Source organism: Peptostreptococcus equinus, assembly GCF_027125355.1.
Lineage (GTDB): Bacteria > Bacillota > Clostridia > Peptostreptococcales > Peptostreptococcaceae > Peptostreptococcus > Peptostreptococcus equinus.
This window is the reverse complement of record NZ_CP114052.1, coordinates 811,198-830,037: the sequence shown is the minus strand read 5'-3', so window position 1 is coordinate 830,037 and position 18,840 is coordinate 811,198. Positions and strand designations below refer to the sequence as shown.

The following is an 18,840-nucleotide window of genomic DNA, read 5'->3' as shown; positions in this document are numbered from 1 at the left end:
CTTTCCAGTTACATTAAAGTAATACCTTTAACTATAAATTATACCATTTTTTAATACCCAAATAAATACAATTCAACTATAAAACTTTTAGACTTAATTTATTTTTATACCAAAAAATACAAGTACTTAAGTACTTGTATTTTTTGGTATAAAAATTATTCACCTTTGTTTATCACTAATATATCTTTATACTTTTCAGTTAATTCATTTAATTTAGACATAAATGCTTCATTCTGCTTATTATAAGAAAGTGCATCGTTTATATCTTTTTGAACTTCATCATAATTTAGCTGACTAGCTTTAGAATGGTTTTCTACCTTTATTAAGTGGTAACCAAATTGTGTCTTAACTGGTTCAGAAACTTCTCCAACCTTTTGTTCAAATGCTGCTTTTTCAAATTCTGGTACCATTTGTCCCTTAGAAAATTCTCCAAGATCTCCACCATTCATGTTTGATGGGCAACTTGAATATTTTTTCGCTGCATCTTCAAATGATATTTCATTATTATTTATTTTTTCAGCAATTTCTTTTGCCTTAGATTCATCATCAACTAGTATATGTTTTGCATGTACTGTTTCTTCTTTCTTAAATTGATCCTGATTTTCTTCATAGTATTTCTTCTTTTCATCTTCTGTAATAGTTATTCCAGCTAGTACCTTATTGATTGCATACTGCTTAATCATATTGATTTTTACTAATTCCATTTCTTTCTTAAAATTTTCTTCTTCATCTAATTTATTTTCTTTAGCATCAAGATAGAATAATTCCTGATTTATTAAGTCATCTAGTATTCTCTTTCTACCTTCTTCGTTTGCAAATTGTTGCTTCTGGTATGGATCCAAACTATTTATTGCAAACTCTACATCCTGAGCTGTGATTTCCTTATCTCCTATTTTTGCTAAATAATTCATTTCTGTCATATTTATTCCTCCGAAAATTTATTTATTACACTGTTATAATAACATTCTTTATTTAAATTATCAAGTTTTGCTATATTAATAAAAATATGTAAAAGTAAGTATAAGAGCTGAAGTAAATATACCTACTATTCCTATATCATTCTTCTCTATTTTCTTTAATTTTATAGAAATATGCATAAGTAAAATACATGTAATAATTTTTGCATATAACAAACTTATCTCTGCAGGGTATATCATAAAATTATACAAAGAGACTATGTAGGTTGCTACCGATATTAATTTAAATAGGAAAAAGTATTTCTTATTTGATTTATATATTATCATATCTATAAAAAGTAAGAAAATAAAAGGACAAGCCAATGAAAAATATATATCAAATAGAATTTGATTATAATTTGCTGTAGTAATCAAAGTCCATTTATACCAGTATAAAGGCCAAAAAAGAACTGTTATTATCCTAAAGTAAAACTCTAATATTTTATTTTTTTCTACTCTAAACATAAAATATACCCACTCAATCCTAAAATTTTAATTTTTTATAGTATTATTATAACATATGATTATTATTTATTAAGTATAATATAGTATTTCTGACTTTTATTTTCACAATATTTGTGATAAAATAGTAAGGTATTTTAATAGTAAAAGAATGGAGGCATTATAATGAGCTTAAGAGATAAATTTGCTAGTCAATATGCAAGACAAAAAACAATGACTGGACCTGAAAAAAAAGCTAATGAACTTATTTCAAAGTTATTGCTTAAAAAAGCATTAATTTTTATCGTCGCAATGATAGTATTATTAATAGTAGGTATTTTCTTTAGATTCCCTTGGTGGGCAACATTTATTGCTGATATAGTAATAGCAATAGCTGCTTACTTCTTCTTGAGAAATGAAGGAAAGAAATTACAAAATTTCCAACCATATGTTGGAACACTTATAAGTGTTGATAAGAAATCTAATAATGAATATCAAGCCTTGATTAAACAAGGTAAGAAACCACTTAAGTTAGATATTAAATATGGTGGTGAAGACTTGTTGAGAGTTAAGAAAAATGCATTAGTTCAGATTTCATATAATCCAGAAGCTAAAATCGCTGTATTAATTAAAAGATAACTTAGATACTTGAAGATATATACATTCTTCCTTAGAAGAACGTATTATAATGAATTTAATACAAATAAATAAAAAGCTGTAGTTTTTATTAAAAACTACAGCTTTTTTCTATAAATTTTCTTCTTTTAATTCTTTACTTATTATATTATAAGCATATTGAAGCGCATCACGTCTTTTAATTATACCTATAAAAATATTGGAATCATCAATCACTGGAACAAAATTTTGATGAATCAATACATTGAATAATTCTTCTACATTTGTGTCAATTTTCGCTGTTTCATTCCTGTAACGCATTGGTACCTGCATAATGTTAGTATTATTTAAAAGGTTATTATCTACATGTCTTGCCTCCAAGAACCACAATAGATCTCCTTCTTTTATTGTACCAACATAATTACCATCATCATTGATAATTGGCACAGAAGTATATTTATGTTTTTTTAATATCTTTAAAACCTGCATTACACTATCTGTATCCTTGACGCTTACTACATCAGATTTTGGTGTAATAAAAAATAATATATTCATATCTTTCCCCTTTATTCAAATACTTTTCCACTTATACATATTATATCACATAATAGCCTTCTTTAAACACAGTTTTGTTAAATAATAGGCAAATGCATTTAAATATCTTTTCTAAAGTCATTTATTAAAAATAGTTTTCATAATATATCTATAATTATATTTTACATTTAGTTTTTATTACAAATTTTTAGGGTATACTTATACTCTGTGAGGGTATTCTCATAAGATTTTTTAAGGGGGTATTATATGATAAGCAATCAATTCTTTACAGGATTCTTGAAAATGAGTCATGTAGCAACATTTGTATCAATTATTTTATTAATTATTGCAATTTTAGCAATGTATTGGACTGGTAGGAAGAAAGTGAACTTCTCTAGTAGAATGCTAATTAGTTTGTTTTTAGGTTTGTCAATTGGTATATTCGTTGAACTTATTTTTGCTAAGAGCGCTAATTATATTAATATTGGTAGAGAAGAAATAAGCCTTTGGTATTCTCTTCTTGGATCAACATTTGTCAGTTTAATTCAGATGATGGCTATACCTGTAGTGTTTTTTTCTATATTTTTTGTAATAGTTGATTTTAAGGGAAATAAATTAGGTGCTTTTACTAGAAAAACATTATTTTTACTTTTAGGTACCACTTCTATTGCTGCTATGGTGGGTATAATAATCACTAACTTATTTGGTCTAAGTCACTCTAGTTTTGCTGGTATTATAGAAAAGGAAACTTCAGATAAAATTCAGGGCTTAACAACTCAAAATTTTCCTACTTTTGCTTTAAACTTAATTCCAAACAATATAACTCTTACTTTTTCTTCAAATAGTGCCATAATTTCTACTGTAATCATAGCTATTTTATTTGCAATAGCTACAAGATTTTTAATTACTCAAAAAAATGAGGGTGTGATAAAATTAGTTGAAATTCTTCATTCAATTAAAGATGTTATAAATACAACCCTACTTTTTATAATTGATTTTATGCCTTATGCAGTAATAGCACTTGTATCTAAAACTATAATTTCAAATGGTTTGGAATCTATAATATCTATGGCTACTTTTATAGGTGCTCTGTATACAGCCGTAATAGTAATGCTTGTAATATATATACCAATTTTATTATTGGCTGGCGTTAATCCGTTTATATTTTACAAAAAAGCATATCCTACTATGGTATTTGCTTTTTCATCTAGATCTAGTGTGGGAACAATGCCTTTTACTATAGAAACTCTAGAGTCGAAAATGGGTGTATCATCAAAAACAGCTAACTTTGTAGCTTCGGTAGGTACTTCTGTTGGAATGAATGGATGTGCAGGAGTATTCCCATCAATGCTTGCAGTAATCGTTGCAGGTGCAGCTGGTGTAAACTTGAATATATCTTTTTATTTCTTGGTTGTAATAGTAGTAACACTAGGTTCAATTGGCATAGCAGGCGTACCCGGAACAGCTACAGTTGCTGCAACAGTCACTCTTAATGGGGTTGGATTAGGCAAATACTTTGATAAAGTTGCCTTGGTATTTGGTATTGATCCGTTGATTGATATGGGAAGAACTATGCTGAATGTAACAGGGTCTATGGTATCAGCCGTAGTTGTTGATAGATTAGAATCCACTATGAATATGGATAAATTCAATAACAAAATAAGTTAATTAAACTTAATATATAAAAAAGCAAGGAGCTTAAACTCCTTGCTTTTACTATTTCCACTAAGTTGTGAAACACTGTAAACATTGAAACAACTACATTTATATTAAATGATAATTATATTCTTGTTACATTTGCAGCCTGAGGTCCTTTTGAACCATCAACGATTTCAAATTCTACCTGCTGACCTTCTTCAAGAGATTTATATCCGTCTCCCTGGATAGCTGAAAAATGCACAAATATATCATTTTCGCCTTCTACTGAAATAAATCCAAATCCCTTTTCATTGTTAAACCACTTTACTACTCCGACTTTCATCAAAAATCCTCCTAAAATTACAAACAAGCCAATATATTTTTTTGCGACCTGTCACTTTCTTAATACTAACATAATTTTTTCTAATAGTCAATTAAATTATAAAATAATAAAAAATTTTGTGTAAATTTTGCTTAAATGCATTAACTGTGTTATAGTATATATGATTCTTAAAGAAATAGATTTCCTGGAGGTTATAATGCAAAAAAAAATTGCTTGTATAAATGATATATCAGGTATAGGTAAATGTTCATTAACTGTTGCCTTGCCAATAATTTCGGCTTTAAAATGTCAATGTTGCCCTCTACCAACATCTGTATTGTCTAGTCAGACTGGATATCCAAAATTCTCGTTTGTAGATTTAACTGATCAAATACCTGAATATATTAGTGTATGGAAGGAATTAGGACAAAATTTCGATGTTATTTATAGTGGATTTTTAGGTTCTACAAAGCAAATAAAAATAGTAGAATCATTCATTAATAATAATCCTAACTCTTTTGTAATAGTCGATCCAGTTCTTGGTGATAATGGAATACTTTTCCCTATATTTGATAATGATGATGTATATGAAATGAAAAAATTAATTTCAATGGCTGATTTAATAACACCAAATATTACAGAAGCAAATTTACTATTAGGTAGAAAAATAGATGATTTTTCCTACGACGATTCTGAGCTGATAAAATTATGTAAAGAATTATCAATATTAGGCCCAAAATATATAATAATCACTGGATATGTAGAAAATGATACTATTAATAATATTTGCTATGATTCATCAAATGGAAATTTTTTAAAAATAGGTAGTGAATTTAACGAAGTTTCCTTTAGTGGCACTGGTGATATTTTTACATCTATAGTTACAGCATTAATTGCTAGAAATTTTAAATTAGATGAAAGTGTCAAAATAGCTACTGATTTTATATATGAAAGTGTTAAATATACATCTTCTATGAATAATTATGATAGGAATGATGGTATATTATTTGAATATTTCTTAAATAAATTAACAAAAATATAAGAGGTTCCGTATGGAACCTCTTATTAAATTAGTAAAGTAATTCTAACCTATTATAATATTAACTCGTTAATTACAAGCAATCTTAGAATATATTTTTTCTATAGTTTACATAAAGTTGCTGGATTTCTTCCATTTTTTTCTTAGCTTCTAGCTGAAGTCTTGAAGCTTCCTCATAATTGCCAACTTCAAATGCATCCTTAATTTTACCATACAAAGATGCTCTCTTTAGAGTATTTTTCATCAAATCATTTTTTAATTTTTCTATTGCATCCCATAGCACTTCATCTATAGCATCCATTTCTTCTGTAGTATGAAGCTTTTTAAATGATCTCAACAACCTAATATTTCTATCTATTATTCTTGTACTTAATTTTTTTTGCCATCTATCCAATGAACCAATTTTAAACGATTCTATTATAGCTTCAGTAAATACATTCCCTTGAGTAAGGACCGATCTTTTATCAACACATTTTTCTAAGTTTTGCATAGTTTCATATACAGTTTCTGGTGGCTTACCAAACAATCTGTTTCTTTCTTCTAAAGTGTAATAATCAAAAACATTATTTTCATCTCTGTAAGCTCTACCCTCTTCTAAATAAAAACCTTTATCTTCAGGTTTTTTAGACAATTCTTTTTCTAAAGCCTTTGTGTCAAATACTTTACTCTGTGCAACAGCTTTAATTCCATCAAGCATAGTTTGATAACAACCCGCTATAGTCAAATACTTATTTGACTGTGGATTTGGAGATCTCAATTCAAATCTTAATGCCTTTGGATTGTGAACATCTCTTATTAAACCTACAAGGACTGATCTGTTTCTTGATGGCAACAAATAATCATGTCCTAATGATGTCACAGTACAAACAGGAGCTTCAAAACCTGGCACTAATCTATTAAATGCATCATTAGTATTTGCTGCTAAAGGTCCTAATACTTCATAATTTTTAAGCAATCCCATTAAAGCACCATATCCAATCGGACTCAGATAATCTTTTTGTAAGTCTTTAGGTGCAAACAAGTTAACCATCTTTCCATTTTTAAGTATAGCTCCTATACCTACATGCACATGCGCTCCACTTCCAGCAACTCCATGTATTGGTTTGGCTTTAAAACTAACTTCTAAACCATGATTTTCAAATATATCTTCTACTAAGTCCCTTACCATCAATTCATTATCCGCTGCCTGTAAAGGAGTACTGAATTTCCAAGAAATTTCCAATTGTTCCATGGCATGATTCGTAGCTCCTTCACTGCTAATTGAACTATGAATTCCACCTACCTCTTTGTGGGCCATTTCAGGCTCAATACCAAATTTTTCAAGTTCTATCAAGCATTTTTCAAGACAAGTTCTAATTATACCTCTTGTTCTCTTCCAATACTGCTCTTTTAAACTCTGTGAAACATATAATTTTTCAAGATCCGCCTTATCCTCTGGTGTATTTACCCAGAATTCTAATTCAGTGGCAGCTGTCAAAGATATACTTTTTATACTATCTGGACTATCTATGTTCGTATTTTCTAATAAACCAGGATTTTCCTTTATAATTTTCATTATTGTTTTCTTGAAGTACTCTTCTGATCTAAGTAATGTCCCTCTTGAGCAAACTATTTTGTCGTCATGAACTAAAAAGGCTGGTATTAAAACTGTACCAACAGGCTTATTAGTTTCTTCATCTATAAAATTTTGATTATAGTCTACATACCAAACTCTTTCAACATCAGGCTTTAGATCAACTTTAGCATTGTTTAAAGTTGCTATATTATATAGCTCAACTGAAGATCCATCAGTTTGTACTGATCCTTCTAAAAATGAATCTATATCATCTAGAAATAAACTAACTGGAATTTTTTCGTCGGTTGCATTTCCTCCAAGGTCTACACCCATCAAAGAAACAAATTTTATATTTTTGTTTTCTTCTAATATTGCTTTTAGACTCTCACTTGAATGTTCGTCTTTTTTTATATTATATAATAGTTTTGACATTTTGCCCCCTTGTTTAGTGAATCATTATTTAAAATAACAAATTATCATTCGTTTTTTAATGTATATATTATATCTCATTAGATTTTATTTTACAAGAAAAATCACCTTAATTTTTTGTATTTTTTTGTATTTTCATATATAATTTTCCTTAATAAATTAATTAATCTATTACTTAAATCTTAATTCATACGCTAAATCCTCTGGATCAATACTGCAAACATACAAATCAGTAGAAAGTTCAAAGCCTCCAAAGTTAAATTTTCTTGGAATTATATGTATATGAGTCCTATAATATTCTAGACTTTCATCGTTGACTGGATTAGTATGTACTATTACATTAAAAGGTATTTTTCCTTGACTTTCTTCCCATTTTTCAAAAAATTTATCATATATATAAGAAAGCTCCTCTATTTGTTCTTCTTTCCAATCTTCAAATCTCACATCATTTTTTGGTATAATTCTAGTTTCGCCACTATATCTGCTTGCGAATGGTATATACATCAAAAAATATTTACCATTATATACTAATCTATGTTCATAGGATACTTCTGAAAAGATTATACTATCATAAAGATTTTCACCAGTATTATCGTAATGTTTTATAGCAACATTTAGTTCTTTTTGTACTTCACTAGGTATTATATTAAAGGAAATTATTTGCGAATGAGTATGATCAAGTGAAGCTCCTGCACTAGAACCAGAATTCTTAAAAATATTTACATACTTAATTCCCTTTTCTTTAGATAAGTCTTTGTACCTTTTTATATACATATATATAATATTTTTAAAATCACACTTTCTCATATTATAATAGTTTGCATCATGATATGGAGATTCTATAATTACTTCATGAACTCCATACAAATTTTTTTGTGTATTATCTATTATAGGAAATTTGTTATCTACAGATCTAAGATGCCATTCACCTTTGCTTTCTATTCTATCTTTTTCGTTATTTTGCCCCTCATTACCCATGCAAAATGGACAATCTTTATCATAAATTCCTTTAAATAGGGAATCTTCTTTTTCTTCCTTTATTTTTTTTTCTTTATCTTTGTCATGAGGTCTATGCTTTCTGGAACTAGAATAAATTACAAGTCCTCCTGTGATTGTATCGCGTCTAATATCTTTCATAAAATACCTCTATTCAACATTTTGAATATACCTTTCTCCCGAACAGACGAGTTTTTCTTTCTACTTTATATTATATACATAATATACCAGTTTTCAATATTTATATTCAATAGTAAGTCTTTTAGATCACACTTTAGTCCTATACTAAATATTTATTTTAAATAGACATATTGCATTTATTTTATTAACCCAGTTTGAATTTTATGTTAATTTTTTAATTTAAGGTATATTTCTTTAATTATGCTCATTTGTTAATTTTTTATATAGTAATTTTAAATTTACAAAATTTTATTTTAAGAAAAACGTTTATTTTTTTTGTAATCTATGGTATATTCTATCTTATAGAGAAATAAGTTTTTCTATCATTTTTCTTTATAAAAAATAAAAATATTTTTTAGTTAAACTAGGAGGTAATTTATGATATTTTCTAACAGAGTAAGTGCAATGCAAGCTTCACCAGTAAGAAAGCTTGTACCTTATGCTACTGCAGCAAAAAAAGATGGTGTTAAGGTTTATCACTTAAACATCGGACAACCAGACATCAAAACTCCAGAAGGCTTTATGAAAGCTGTAAGAGAATTTGACGAAGATGTACTAGCATACGCAGATTCAGTGGGATCAGATGAATTAATAGATGCCATGATCGACTACTACAAAACTTATGACATGGAATTTTCAAAAGATCAATTATTAATCACTAATGGTGGATCAGAAGCATTATTATTCACATTGATGGCTCTTTGTAGTGCTGGTGACAATGTCCTTATACCTGAACCATTCTATACAAATTATAATGGTTTCGCTACTTGTGTAGATGTAAAAATCAATCCAGTTACTACAACTGCAGAAAACGGATTCCATCTTCCATCTAAAGAAGAAATCCTAAAATGCATTGATGACAAGACTAGAGCAATACTTATTTCTAACCCAGGAAATCCAACTGGTGCTATCTATACACTTGAAGAAATGCAAATGTTAGCTGAAATAGCAATTGAAAAAGATTTATGGATAGTTGCAGACGAAGTTTATAGAGAATTTGTATACGATGGTTTAAAATATACAAGCTTCGGTAACTTAAAAAATGTAGAAGATAGAGTTATAATAGTTGATTCTGTATCTAAGAGATACTCAGCTTGCGGAGCTAGAATTGGTTCTTTAGCTTGCAAGAATGAAGAATTTATAGCTCAAGTTTTAAAACTATGCCAGGGAAGACTTTGTGTCCCAACTCTAGAAATGGTAGGAGCAGCTGAACTTTATAAAACTCCAAAATCATATCTTGAAGAAGTAAACAAAGAATACTGTAAGAGAAGAGATACATTATACGAAGAAATAATGAAAATTCCTGGTGTTGTTTGCGAAAAGCCTACAGGCGCTTTTTATGTAGTTGTTAAGCTTCCAGTTGAAAATGCTGAAGATTTTGTAATATTTATGTTAAAAGAATTTAGACATAATGGAGCTACTACTATGGCTACTCCAGCTGAAAACTTCTATGGAACTCCAGGTTTAGGTAAAGACGAAGTTAGACTTGCTTATATACTAAACTGTGACGACTTAAAGGCTGCTGCACAATGCATGAAATTAGGTCTTGAAGCTTACAAAGCTGCTGGTCATAAATAAATATATTTAAATAAAAAGCTGGTTAAATGATTTTATCACCTAACCAGCTTTATTTTTTAGACTATTTAATTTAAATTTTTTCTACTTCTTTAATAATATTTTCCATTGCTAAAATTAAATTACTTTTTCTTTCTTCAGAAATACCATCTATTTTGGATTTTAGATTTTCCTTAAGATTATACATAAAATCTTTAGCAATATTGCCACCTTTATCAGTCAGCTTTATTATATACTTTCTTCTATCATTGATATCTTTTATTCTTGTAACATATCCGTCTTTTTCCAAGTTGTCAATTGTTGTAGTTAGACTTCCTTTTTCTATATTAAGCATATTACATAATAATGTCATACTAACATCTCCGTAATTATACACAAATGTTAAAGCTCTTAACTGAGTCTTATTTATTTCTTTAGTCTTTGCATATTCTTTTACATATTCTAAGTAATATTCATTATATAACTTTGGTATAGTCTTTACAAAAAATGAAATAGTCGTTTCAGCATTCTTATACATATCTAACCTCCTATTATTATTTATAGTATAAATAATTCAGCTGGAAAATTCAATATTTTTATTGATTTCGTAAACTTTTGTATCTTTTTGTAAAACTTACATTAAAAATATATTAAGATTTATATTTTATTGATTTTAACTATAATTTATGATACTATAGATTGGTACTTAATGAGAAAATTATATAGTTAAATTAAGGAGGTAATTTCTTTGGAAATTTTAAAAGCGATAATTCTCGGAATTGTCCAAGGTATAACTGAATGGCTACCTATTAGTAGTACTGGCCATATGATACTCTTTGATCAATTCCTTCATCTTGCAGGTTCAAAAAAGTTTGTAGATACATTTTTAGTTGTAATACAATTTGGTTCAATATTAGCAGTATTAATCCTATACTTTAATAAACTTAATCCATTTTCTAAATCAAAAAGCCCTAGACAAAAAAAAGCGACTTGGGACTTATGGTTTAAGGTTTTAATTGCTGTTTTACCATCAGGTATAATTGGTATATTATTTGAAAAGAAAATTGATGAGATATTTTTTAAACCAGTAGTCGTTGCTATGGCACTTGTTGTTTACGGTATAATAATGATATGGCTTGAAAGTAGAGATAAAGAACCTAAAATCAAAAAATTTAGTGATCTATCTTATAAAACAGCCTTTATGATTGGTATGTTTCAAGTATTAGCCTTAGTACCAGGTACTTCAAGATCAGGCTCCACTATTATAGGTGCTACTTTGATAGGTACATCAAGATTTATTGCCGCAGAATTTTCATTTTTCCTTGCTATACCTACTATGTTTGGAGCTAGTGCCCTAAAGCTATTAAAAGCCGGATTTGCTTTTACAGGTTTTGAATGGTTTATTATGTTAATCGGTTCACTTACTGCATTTGTAGTTTCTATAGTTGTAATTAAGTTCCTTATGGCATATATTAAGAAACATGATTTTAAAGCTTTTGGTATATATAGAATAATTTTAGGTATAATAGTTTTTGCATATTTTACTCTACTTGCATAAATTTAAATATAAAAAAGCATGGTAATAAATACCATGCTTTTTTATATTATCTATAGTATTTAATTATTATATTTACTTTGTATATTTTTCATTTATGATTGTTTACTTGACTCTATTATATTGATAATATCACTCTTTTCACGATCATATGACAATACTATACTTAAATGTTCATACGCCCTAGTCAATGCTGTGTATACCTTATTTAAATCGCCTACAAAATCATTTACTAAGTAATCTTGATCATTTTTTTCAACTTTATGGTTATAAAGCATTTCCAATTCACATACGATTACAGCCTTAAATGAAAGTGATTTTGCTGTGTATATATTTGATATAGTAATACCAATTTTAGGTGTGAGATTAGTAACAGTATCTTCTGCGAATATATATTGTATATTATGATCCTCTAGCGTCTTTCTAAGCATGTACTGAAAATATATTATTTTACCATTTTTTAATTTTTTCTTATTATATGGATAAATTATAGCTATTTCATTATACTTATAACCTAAATCATTCACTAAATGTTCCACTTCCCAAATTGCTGCATTTATCTGGTCATCTATATCTTCAACTCTAATAATATTTACATCATCATTAGTTTTAAAAAGAGCATTTGTATGCGCAAAAACTTGGCTAGAAAGATTTGTTCTCATAGTGGCTATATAAGAATTTGCCTTGTCACAAAATGAATTTGTAAATTCAACAATCTCCTGACTTTGTCTATAATTAGTATTTAAAAATGTCTCATCTTCGTATTCAATTGCTCTTGCTCTACATTTATATATATTTAGGTTATTATTTATATTATAAGCTTTGCATAATGACACATTAAATATATTTTTTGTGCTATACAAAAATTCATGTATCAATACTAGTTCTGACTCATTGAAATTCTCTGCCTCACTAATAAATATTCCCTTGAACATTCTTTTATTTTTTACAGAATTATCTACTTGTTTCATCAAATTATCAAATGATTTATCATAATTATTTTTTAACTTTTGATAATCAATAACTAAATTATTGATTTTAGCAAGCTTAAATATAAATGAACTAAAAGTTAATAATTCAATATTATCAATATCTATATCCATCAAATCTAGTAAATCTTTACAGTAATTGGCTTGCTGTTTCGTATATGTTAAATATAAAAACTTGTGATGGGGATAAATTTTTGCTAATTTTATCATCCTACCTAGCATTAATGTAGTCTTACCAGTATTAGCCCCTCCTATTATGGCATGATTGCCATAATTAGTAGAACATATATCTACTATCTGATTTTCATCCATCATAGATAATTTGTATTCCATATCATCTTTATAATAGTTTATTTTCTTTAAATTTTTATTCGTATTAATTTTCTCGGTAATAGTAAAGTATTCAGAACATATTTTTTGCAAAAATATTGTTCTTATTATCTCATCTACCTGATCTTTCAAATAGTCTTCTAATATATCTGTAGATTTTAAAATAGAATTTGCTTTATCTCCAATAATTACATGCTTATCAATAAAATCATCCATTCCATATTTGTATTCTATTTCTTCAATAAATGGCATCACAAAGACATAGTTATAGGATATTTCCGGAAAATTTTTTTTCATTTTATCAAATAATAAGTCATGCTCTTCTTTCATAATTTCTAATAATTCTTCATCTAAAAGAGTAAATAGTTCTTCTGTCGTATCCATATATTTTATGAACAGAATCCTTCCATCCTTTATATATAGCATGTCCGTATTAATCCCTTTAAATGGTATTACTTTTGGAATTACAAATTCATTATCTTTTTTGTGTGAGTATATTCTTTCTTCAAATTTTTTAGGCTTTAATGCGTCTAAATTTGATTGAATATCAAGGAATTTTTTCAATAGCCATCCCTCCTGTCTAGCACTATTATACCATAAAAAGAAAAATTAATCATTTCTGAATATTTTATATAAAATGATAGTTTATCTAACTAATTTATCCCGTCTGTAAATATACTATATTAAAATGTTATTTTTTATAAAAAAAAAGAGGTATATAAATATACCTCTTTTTAATCTTATTTTGCATAATCTGTGGCTCTAGTTTCTCTGATTATACTTACCTTTATCTGCCCTGGATAATCAAGATCTTCTTCTATTCTCTTTGTCATATCTCTAGCCATTAGGTGCATTTCTTCATCAGTTACCTTTTCAGGTTTAACCATAATTCTTACTTCTCTACCTGCTTGAATTGCAAATGATTTCTCAACACCATCATATGAGTTAGTTATCTCTTCCAACTTCTCAAGTCGTCTAATATATGACTCTAAAGTTTCTCTTCTAGCACCTGGCCTAGCTGCTGATACAGCATCTGCTGCAGTTACTAAAACAGCTTCTACAGTTTGTGGTTCGTAATCTCCATGATGTGTACTCATTGCGTGAATAACATCCTTTGATTCCTTATATTTCTTTAGTAAATCCATACCTATTTCTATATGTGTACCTTCAATTTCATGGTCAACAGCCTTACCTATATCATGAACTAAACCAGCTCTTTTAGCTAGCTTTGGATCTGCACCTAGTTCTTCCGCCATTATACCTGCTAATGTAGATACTTCAATTGAATGCTTTAGTACATTCTGTCCATAACTTGTTCTGTATTTTAATCTACCAAGTAACTTAACTAATTCTGGATGTAGACCGTGAACTCCTGTTTCAAACATAGCCTCCTCACCAGCTTCTTTGATGATATTTTGAACTTCTTTTTTAGCTTTTTCTACCATCTCTTCAATTCTAGCTGGATGAATTCTACCATCGCTAATCAAGTTCTCAAGAGCTATTCTTGCAACTTCTCTTCTAATTGGATCAAATCCAGATAGAATTACTGCTTCTGGTGTGTCATCTATTATTAAGTCTATACCAGTAAGAGTTTCAAGCGTCCTGATATTTCTACCCTCACGACCTATTATTCTACCCTTCATTTCATCATTAGGAAGGTTTACAACAGATACTGTTGTCTCTGCAACATGGTCAGCTGAACATTTCTGTATAGCATAACCTATTATTTCTCTCGCTCTTTTGTCCGCTTCTTCCTTGGCCTTATGCTCTTTTTCTTTAATCATAAGGGACATTTCTCTTCTTACATCTCTTTCTGCGTTGGAAAGTATTATCTCTTTAGCTTCTTCACTGGTTACACCTGATAAGCTTTCAAGTTTTTGATGCTGTTGTTCAATAATTTGTTCAACTTCAACTTCTTTCTTGTTAACATTCTCAAGTTTTTTAGTTAGGTTGCTTTCTTTTTGTTCCAAAGATTGCATTTTTCTATCTATGCTTTCTTCTTTTTGTAATACTCTCTTTTCATATTTCTGTACTTCGTTTCTTCTTTCTTTGTTTTCTTTTTCGCCTTCAGTACGTAATCTATGAATCTCTTCTTTTGCTTCAAGAAGTTTTTCTTTTTTTACAGTTTCAGAATCTCTGTTTGCTTTTTCTACAATCTCTTTAGCAAGAACTTCTGCCTGACCAACCTTAGCTTCAGAAATATTTTTTCTGACAAGATAGCCAATTAACAGTCCAACTAAAGCAGCAATTACGGCAATAATTATATACTGTACTATAATTACGTCCACCTCCTTTAAATATTTTGTTTTCAAGGTTCAATTTTCTATATATAATCTAAAATTTGAATAAGTTTAAATATTGAATTTAAAAATATGTAAATCCACTAGATTTGTAACCTATCTATATTTTATATTTTTTTATATATAATGTCAATATTAGATATAGATTGGTACTTAAGCTTTATACATAAATAGGCTCTTAGATAATGTCTAAGAGCCTAAAATAGCTTGTATAAATATTTATTTTTAAAACGATCCGATAAATTAGTCTATATCTAATTTAATTTCTTCTTTATTATCAGCTTTGATTGGAGCTTCGCTAAATGGAAGACCATAATATTCTCTTACTTTTGATTCAATTTCATGTGCTATATCAGGATTTTCTTCTAAAAAATTCTTAGAATTTTCTCTACCTTGTCCCATTTTTTCGTCATTATAAGAGTACCAAGCTCCAGCTTTCTTTATTACATCTATTCCAACTGCTGCATCTAACAAATCTCCATATCTTGATATTCCAGTTCCATACATTATATCAAACTCAATTTGCTTGAATGGAGGAGCAACCTTGTTCTTTACAACTTTTACTCTAGTTCTAGAACCAAGCATTTTATCTCCTTGCTTTATTGTATCAATTTTTCTTACATCAAGTCTCATACTTGCAAAGAATTTAAGAGCTCTACCTCCTGTAGTTGTCTCAGGATTACCAAACATAACACCAATCTTTTCTCTCAGCTGGTTTATAAAGATGACAACACAGTTTGATTTTTTAATTGAACCTGTTAATTTTCTAAGTGCCTGTGACATAAGCCTAGCCTGAAGACCCATATGAGAATCCCCCATATCTCCTTCAATTTCAGCCTTTGGCACTAGAGCCGCTACAGAGTCAACTACTAATATATCAATAGCACCAGATCTAATTAAAGATTCAGCTATATCCAATGCCTGTTCCCCTGTATCCGGCTGAGAAATTATTAAATTATCTGTGTCTACTCCAAGTGCTCTTGCATATACTGGATCCAAGGCATGTTCAGCATCTATAAATGCTGCTATTCCATTGGCTTTTTGTGCTTCAGCAACGCAATGTAAAGCAACTGTAGTCTTACCTGAAGACTCTGGTCCATATATTTCAATTATTCTTCCTCTTGGCAATCCGCCTACACCAGCCGCTATATCAAGTCCAATTACACCTGTTGATATAGCATCAACTTCTAGTGCACTAGAATCCCCCAACTTCATTACTGAACCCTTACCATAATCTTTCTCTATTTTACTTAGTGCTGCATTTAATGCATCCATTTTATTCTTATCAACTGCCATCTTAAATTCCCTTTCTTGTAAACATACGTTCTTTTTATAAGTATATTATATAATTATTTTTATAAAGTGTCAAGAACAAATGTTCTTATTCATTTTCTTTGCTATTTTATTTCCTCAAAATAATATAGGCAATATCAGATAATAAACACCCTCTAAATAAGAGGATAAGAATATACATACAAAATATCTATATATTCTTATCCCTTATTAATATGATTAAAAAATTATTCTATATATTTATTATTATATAATTTACATATCTGAAAATACACTTTTGTTAGCCCAAAGGTATTCATATCCTGAATATATTGTTAAGACAACAGATATATAGAATAATATACTACCTATCATCAGAACTATATAATGATCCACATATGCACCTAATAATAGGAATATTATTGCAAACATCTGTGTTATTGTCTTTAATTTTCCACTTTTTCCGGCTGCAATAACTGTTCCATTGCTTGCTGCAATAGCTCTTAGTATGCTTACAGCCAATTCTCTAGCTATTATAATAGTTACTCCCCAACCAGGAACTAACCCAGCTTCAATCAAGCAGATTAATGTAGCTATCACCAGTATTTTATCTGCCAAAGGATCCATAAACTTACCAAAATCTGTTACTAAATTACGACTTCTTGCTAAATGACCATCTAGAAAATCTGTTACAGATGCCAATATAAATAAAATTAACGCAACTAAATATTTTTCTGGAAAATCAATATAGGTAATCAATACTAAAATAGGCACTAAGCATATTCTAAATAATGTTAGTTTATTAGGTAAATTCATACTATACTACACTTCCTTTCAAGTCATACTCGTAAGTTTTTTCTATTTTTATGTTTACAAAGTCACCTTCATAATAGTCATCATCTGACTCAAAGTATATTACACTATCTATGTCCTCCGCATCATTTTGACTTCTACCTACATAAAGCGTGTCATCTATTTTATCCTCTACTAAAACCTCAATAACCTTATCAATCTTATCTAGGTTCAAATCTTCAGATATAGATTGTTGAACCATCATAATTCTTTCTAATCTATCTCTTTTGACTTCTTCGTCTAAATGATTATGAAGTTTGTCTGCAGGAGTATCTTCTTCCCTAGAATAGGTAAATGCTCCCATCTTATCAAATTTAATTTCTTCTACAAACTCTAATAGCTCATTAAAATCTGTATCAGTTTCTCCTGGAAAACCTACTATAAATGTCGTTCTTATAGTGGCATTTGGCACACTTTCTCTTATCATATTTACTTTTTCTTTTAATTCTAACTTTGAAGTCTTTCTATTCATAAGTTTTAATATCTTATCACTTGCATGTTGCATAGGTATATCAAAGTATGAGCAAATATTATCATATTTAGCTATAACATCTAATAACTCTTTTGTAATTCCCTCAGGATATAGATATAAAACTCTAATCCATTTAAAATCTAGTTTTGCTAATCTTTCAAGTAGCTCTGCAAGCATAGGTTTATTATATATATCATTTCCATATACGCTCGTGTCCTGAGCTATGACTACTAATTCCTTAACTCCTCTTTCTTTAAGTGACTTAGCCTCTTCTATTAGGATATCCATCTTCCTACTTCTATATTTACCCCTTAATTTAGGGATAATGCAATAAGTACAATTATTGTCACAACCTTCTCCAATTTTTAAATAAGCTAAATGATTTGGTGTAGATATATATCTTGGTAAATCCTCATTAAAAATGAAATTTATGTCAGATATATCTTTTATCCCCTTTTCTTCTTGAAGTTTATCTACTATTTCATTTATATTTTGATATGATCCAGTGCCAACAATCGCATCTATTTCAGGTATTTCACTAGTTAATTCATCTGGATATCTCTGCGCCAAACATCCTGAAACCAGCAAATATTTAAGTTGACCCTCCTTTTTCATATCGGCAAATGTAACTATTGAATCTATAGATTCCTGCTTTGCAGATTCTATAAATCCACATGTATTTACTATTACCATATCTGCATCTTCAGCATCACCAACTAACTGGTGTCCTTGCTTGTTTAATATACCAAGCATTATTTCTGCATCAACTAGATTTTTTGAGCAACCTAGTGATTCTAAAGCTATTTTCAAA

At 28.8% G+C, this 18,840-nt stretch carries 17 protein-coding genes; 5 read left to right on the top strand and 12 right to left on the bottom strand.

Going from position 1 to position 18,840, the window contains the following annotated elements:
- Positions 1-155: 155 nt before the first annotated feature.
- Positions 156-920, bottom strand: a complete 765-nt coding sequence (locus O0R46_RS04255) for a peptidylprolyl isomerase (protein ID WP_269312344.1) — start codon at positions 918-920, stop codon at positions 156-158.
- A gap of 75 nt (positions 921-995) precedes the next feature.
- Positions 996-1,421, bottom strand: a complete 426-nt coding sequence (locus O0R46_RS04250) for a hypothetical protein (protein ID WP_269312343.1) — start codon at positions 1,419-1,421, stop codon at positions 996-998.
- A 162-nt stretch (positions 1,422-1,583) separates the two neighbouring features.
- Between O0R46_RS04250 and O0R46_RS04245 the strand changes: the two genes are divergently transcribed.
- Complete coding sequence (locus O0R46_RS04245) at positions 1,584-2,036, top strand: hypothetical protein (protein WP_269312342.1); 453 nt, start codon at positions 1,584-1,586, stop codon at positions 2,034-2,036.
- 108 nt (positions 2,037-2,144) lie between these two features.
- Here the strand turns inward: O0R46_RS04245 and O0R46_RS04240 are convergent, their stop codons facing one another.
- Complete coding sequence (locus O0R46_RS04240) at positions 2,145-2,567, bottom strand: CBS domain-containing protein (protein WP_269312341.1); 423 nt, start codon at positions 2,565-2,567, stop codon at positions 2,145-2,147.
- Positions 2,568-2,813: 246 nt separating this feature from the next.
- Between O0R46_RS04240 and O0R46_RS04235 the strand changes: the two genes are divergently transcribed.
- Positions 2,814-4,214: a cation:dicarboxylate symporter family transporter gene (locus O0R46_RS04235; RefSeq protein ID WP_269312340.1), complete on the top strand. Its 1,401-nt coding sequence runs from the start codon at positions 2,814-2,816 to the stop codon at positions 4,212-4,214.
- Between the two features lie 112 nt (positions 4,215-4,326).
- Here the strand turns inward: O0R46_RS04235 and O0R46_RS04230 are convergent, their stop codons facing one another.
- A complete protein-coding gene (locus tag O0R46_RS04230) occupies positions 4,327-4,527 on the bottom strand; it encodes a cold-shock protein (RefSeq protein WP_269312339.1) in 201 nt (66 codons plus the stop codon).
- Positions 4,528-4,723: 196 nt separating this feature from the next.
- On the opposite strand from O0R46_RS04230, the gene O0R46_RS04225 reads away from it, so the two are divergent.
- On the top strand, positions 4,724-5,548 hold the full coding sequence (locus O0R46_RS04225; RefSeq protein WP_269312338.1) for a pyridoxamine kinase: 825 nt from the start codon (positions 4,724-4,726) through the stop codon (positions 5,546-5,548).
- An 82-nt stretch (positions 5,549-5,630) separates the two neighbouring features.
- Here the strand turns inward: O0R46_RS04225 and O0R46_RS04220 are convergent, their stop codons facing one another.
- Both O0R46_RS04220 and O0R46_RS04215 read right to left on the bottom strand, forming a co-directional pair.
- Positions 5,631-7,532, bottom strand: a complete 1,902-nt coding sequence (locus O0R46_RS04220; RefSeq protein ID WP_269312337.1) for a type I glutamate--ammonia ligase — start codon at positions 7,530-7,532, stop codon at positions 5,631-5,633.
- A 168-nt stretch (positions 7,533-7,700) separates the two neighbouring features.
- Positions 7,701-8,666 carry a galactose-1-phosphate uridylyltransferase gene (locus O0R46_RS04215; protein WP_269312336.1) on the bottom strand — a complete coding sequence of 322 codons (966 nt, stop codon included), beginning with the start codon at positions 8,664-8,666 and terminating at the stop codon, positions 7,701-7,703.
- A 417-nt stretch (positions 8,667-9,083) separates the two neighbouring features.
- Between O0R46_RS04215 and O0R46_RS04210 the strand changes: the two genes are divergently transcribed.
- On the top strand, positions 9,084-10,283 hold the full coding sequence (locus O0R46_RS04210) for a pyridoxal phosphate-dependent aminotransferase (protein WP_269312335.1): 1,200 nt from the start codon (positions 9,084-9,086) through the stop codon (positions 10,281-10,283).
- 70 nt (positions 10,284-10,353) lie between these two features.
- On the opposite strand, the gene O0R46_RS04205 is transcribed toward O0R46_RS04210, so the two are convergent.
- Positions 10,354-10,797 (bottom strand): MarR family winged helix-turn-helix transcriptional regulator, encoded by a 444-nt coding sequence (locus O0R46_RS04205; RefSeq protein WP_269312334.1) that lies wholly within the window; start codon positions 10,795-10,797, stop codon positions 10,354-10,356.
- A 210-nt stretch (positions 10,798-11,007) separates the two neighbouring features.
- On the opposite strand from O0R46_RS04205, the gene O0R46_RS04200 reads away from it, so the two are divergent.
- Positions 11,008-11,817 carry an undecaprenyl-diphosphate phosphatase gene (locus tag O0R46_RS04200; RefSeq protein ID WP_269312333.1) on the top strand — a complete coding sequence of 270 codons (810 nt, stop codon included), beginning with the start codon at positions 11,008-11,010 and terminating at the stop codon, positions 11,815-11,817.
- 92 nt (positions 11,818-11,909) lie between these two features.
- Here O0R46_RS04200 and O0R46_RS04195 read toward each other — a convergent pair whose 3' ends face one another.
- From O0R46_RS04195 to rimO, 5 genes are all read right to left on the bottom strand, one after another.
- The gene (locus O0R46_RS04195) at positions 11,910-13,697 is read right to left on the bottom strand and encodes a DEAD/DEAH box helicase (protein WP_269312332.1); all 1,788 of its coding nucleotides are present in this window, start codon (positions 13,695-13,697) and stop codon (positions 11,910-11,912) included.
- Between the two features lie 176 nt (positions 13,698-13,873).
- Entirely contained in the window at positions 13,874-15,421 is a 1,548-nt protein-coding gene (gene rny, locus O0R46_RS04190) for a ribonuclease Y (RefSeq protein ID WP_269312331.1), read from the bottom strand.
- Between the two features lie 255 nt (positions 15,422-15,676).
- Positions 15,677-16,729 carry a recombinase RecA gene (gene recA, locus O0R46_RS04185; protein WP_269312330.1) on the bottom strand — a complete coding sequence of 351 codons (1,053 nt, stop codon included), beginning with the start codon at positions 16,727-16,729 and terminating at the stop codon, positions 15,677-15,679.
- 252 nt (positions 16,730-16,981) lie between these two features.
- Positions 16,982-17,521 carry a CDP-diacylglycerol--glycerol-3-phosphate 3-phosphatidyltransferase gene (pgsA, locus tag O0R46_RS04180; protein ID WP_269312329.1) on the bottom strand — a complete coding sequence of 180 codons (540 nt, stop codon included), beginning with the start codon at positions 17,519-17,521 and terminating at the stop codon, positions 16,982-16,984.
- Between the two features lies 1 nt (position 17,522).
- Positions 17,523-18,839, bottom strand: a complete 1,317-nt coding sequence (rimO, locus tag O0R46_RS04175) for a 30S ribosomal protein S12 methylthiotransferase RimO (RefSeq protein ID WP_269312328.1) — start codon at positions 18,837-18,839, stop codon at positions 17,523-17,525.
- Position 18,840: the final 1 nt, after the last annotated feature.

What these genes read in the sequence shown, in the direction of transcription:
- O0R46_RS04255 (WP_269312344.1), bottom strand. Translation starts at nt 920, where the DNA reads ATGACAGAAATGAATTATTTAGCAAAAATAGGAGATAAGGAAATCACA.
- O0R46_RS04250 (WP_269312343.1), bottom strand. Translation starts at nt 1,421, where the DNA reads ATGTTTAGAGTAGAAAAAAATAAAATATTAGAGTTTTACTTTAGGATA.
- O0R46_RS04245 (WP_269312342.1), top strand. Translation starts at nt 1,584, where the DNA reads ATGAGCTTAAGAGATAAATTTGCTAGTCAATATGCAAGACAAAAAACA.
- O0R46_RS04240 (WP_269312341.1), bottom strand. Translation starts at nt 2,567, where the DNA reads ATGAATATATTATTTTTTATTACACCAAAATCTGATGTAGTAAGCGTC.
- O0R46_RS04235 (WP_269312340.1), top strand. Translation starts at nt 2,814, where the DNA reads ATGATAAGCAATCAATTCTTTACAGGATTCTTGAAAATGAGTCATGTA.
- O0R46_RS04230 (WP_269312339.1), bottom strand. Translation starts at nt 4,527, where the DNA reads ATGAAAGTCGGAGTAGTAAAGTGGTTTAACAATGAAAAGGGATTTGGA.
- O0R46_RS04225 (WP_269312338.1), top strand. Translation starts at nt 4,724, where the DNA reads ATGCAAAAAAAAATTGCTTGTATAAATGATATATCAGGTATAGGTAAA.
- O0R46_RS04220 (WP_269312337.1), bottom strand. Translation starts at nt 7,532, where the DNA reads ATGTCAAAACTATTATATAATATAAAAAAAGACGAACATTCAAGTGAG.
- O0R46_RS04215 (WP_269312336.1), bottom strand. Translation starts at nt 8,666, where the DNA reads ATGAAAGATATTAGACGCGATACAATCACAGGAGGACTTGTAATTTAT.
- O0R46_RS04210 (WP_269312335.1), top strand. Translation starts at nt 9,084, where the DNA reads ATGATATTTTCTAACAGAGTAAGTGCAATGCAAGCTTCACCAGTAAGA.
- O0R46_RS04205 (WP_269312334.1), bottom strand. Translation starts at nt 10,797, where the DNA reads ATGTATAAGAATGCTGAAACGACTATTTCATTTTTTGTAAAGACTATA.
- recA (WP_269312330.1), bottom strand. Translation starts at nt 16,729, where the DNA reads ATGGCAGTTGATAAGAATAAAATGGATGCATTAAATGCAGCACTAAGT.
- pgsA (WP_269312329.1), bottom strand. Translation starts at nt 17,521, where the DNA reads ATGAATTTACCTAATAAACTAACATTATTTAGAATATGCTTAGTGCCT.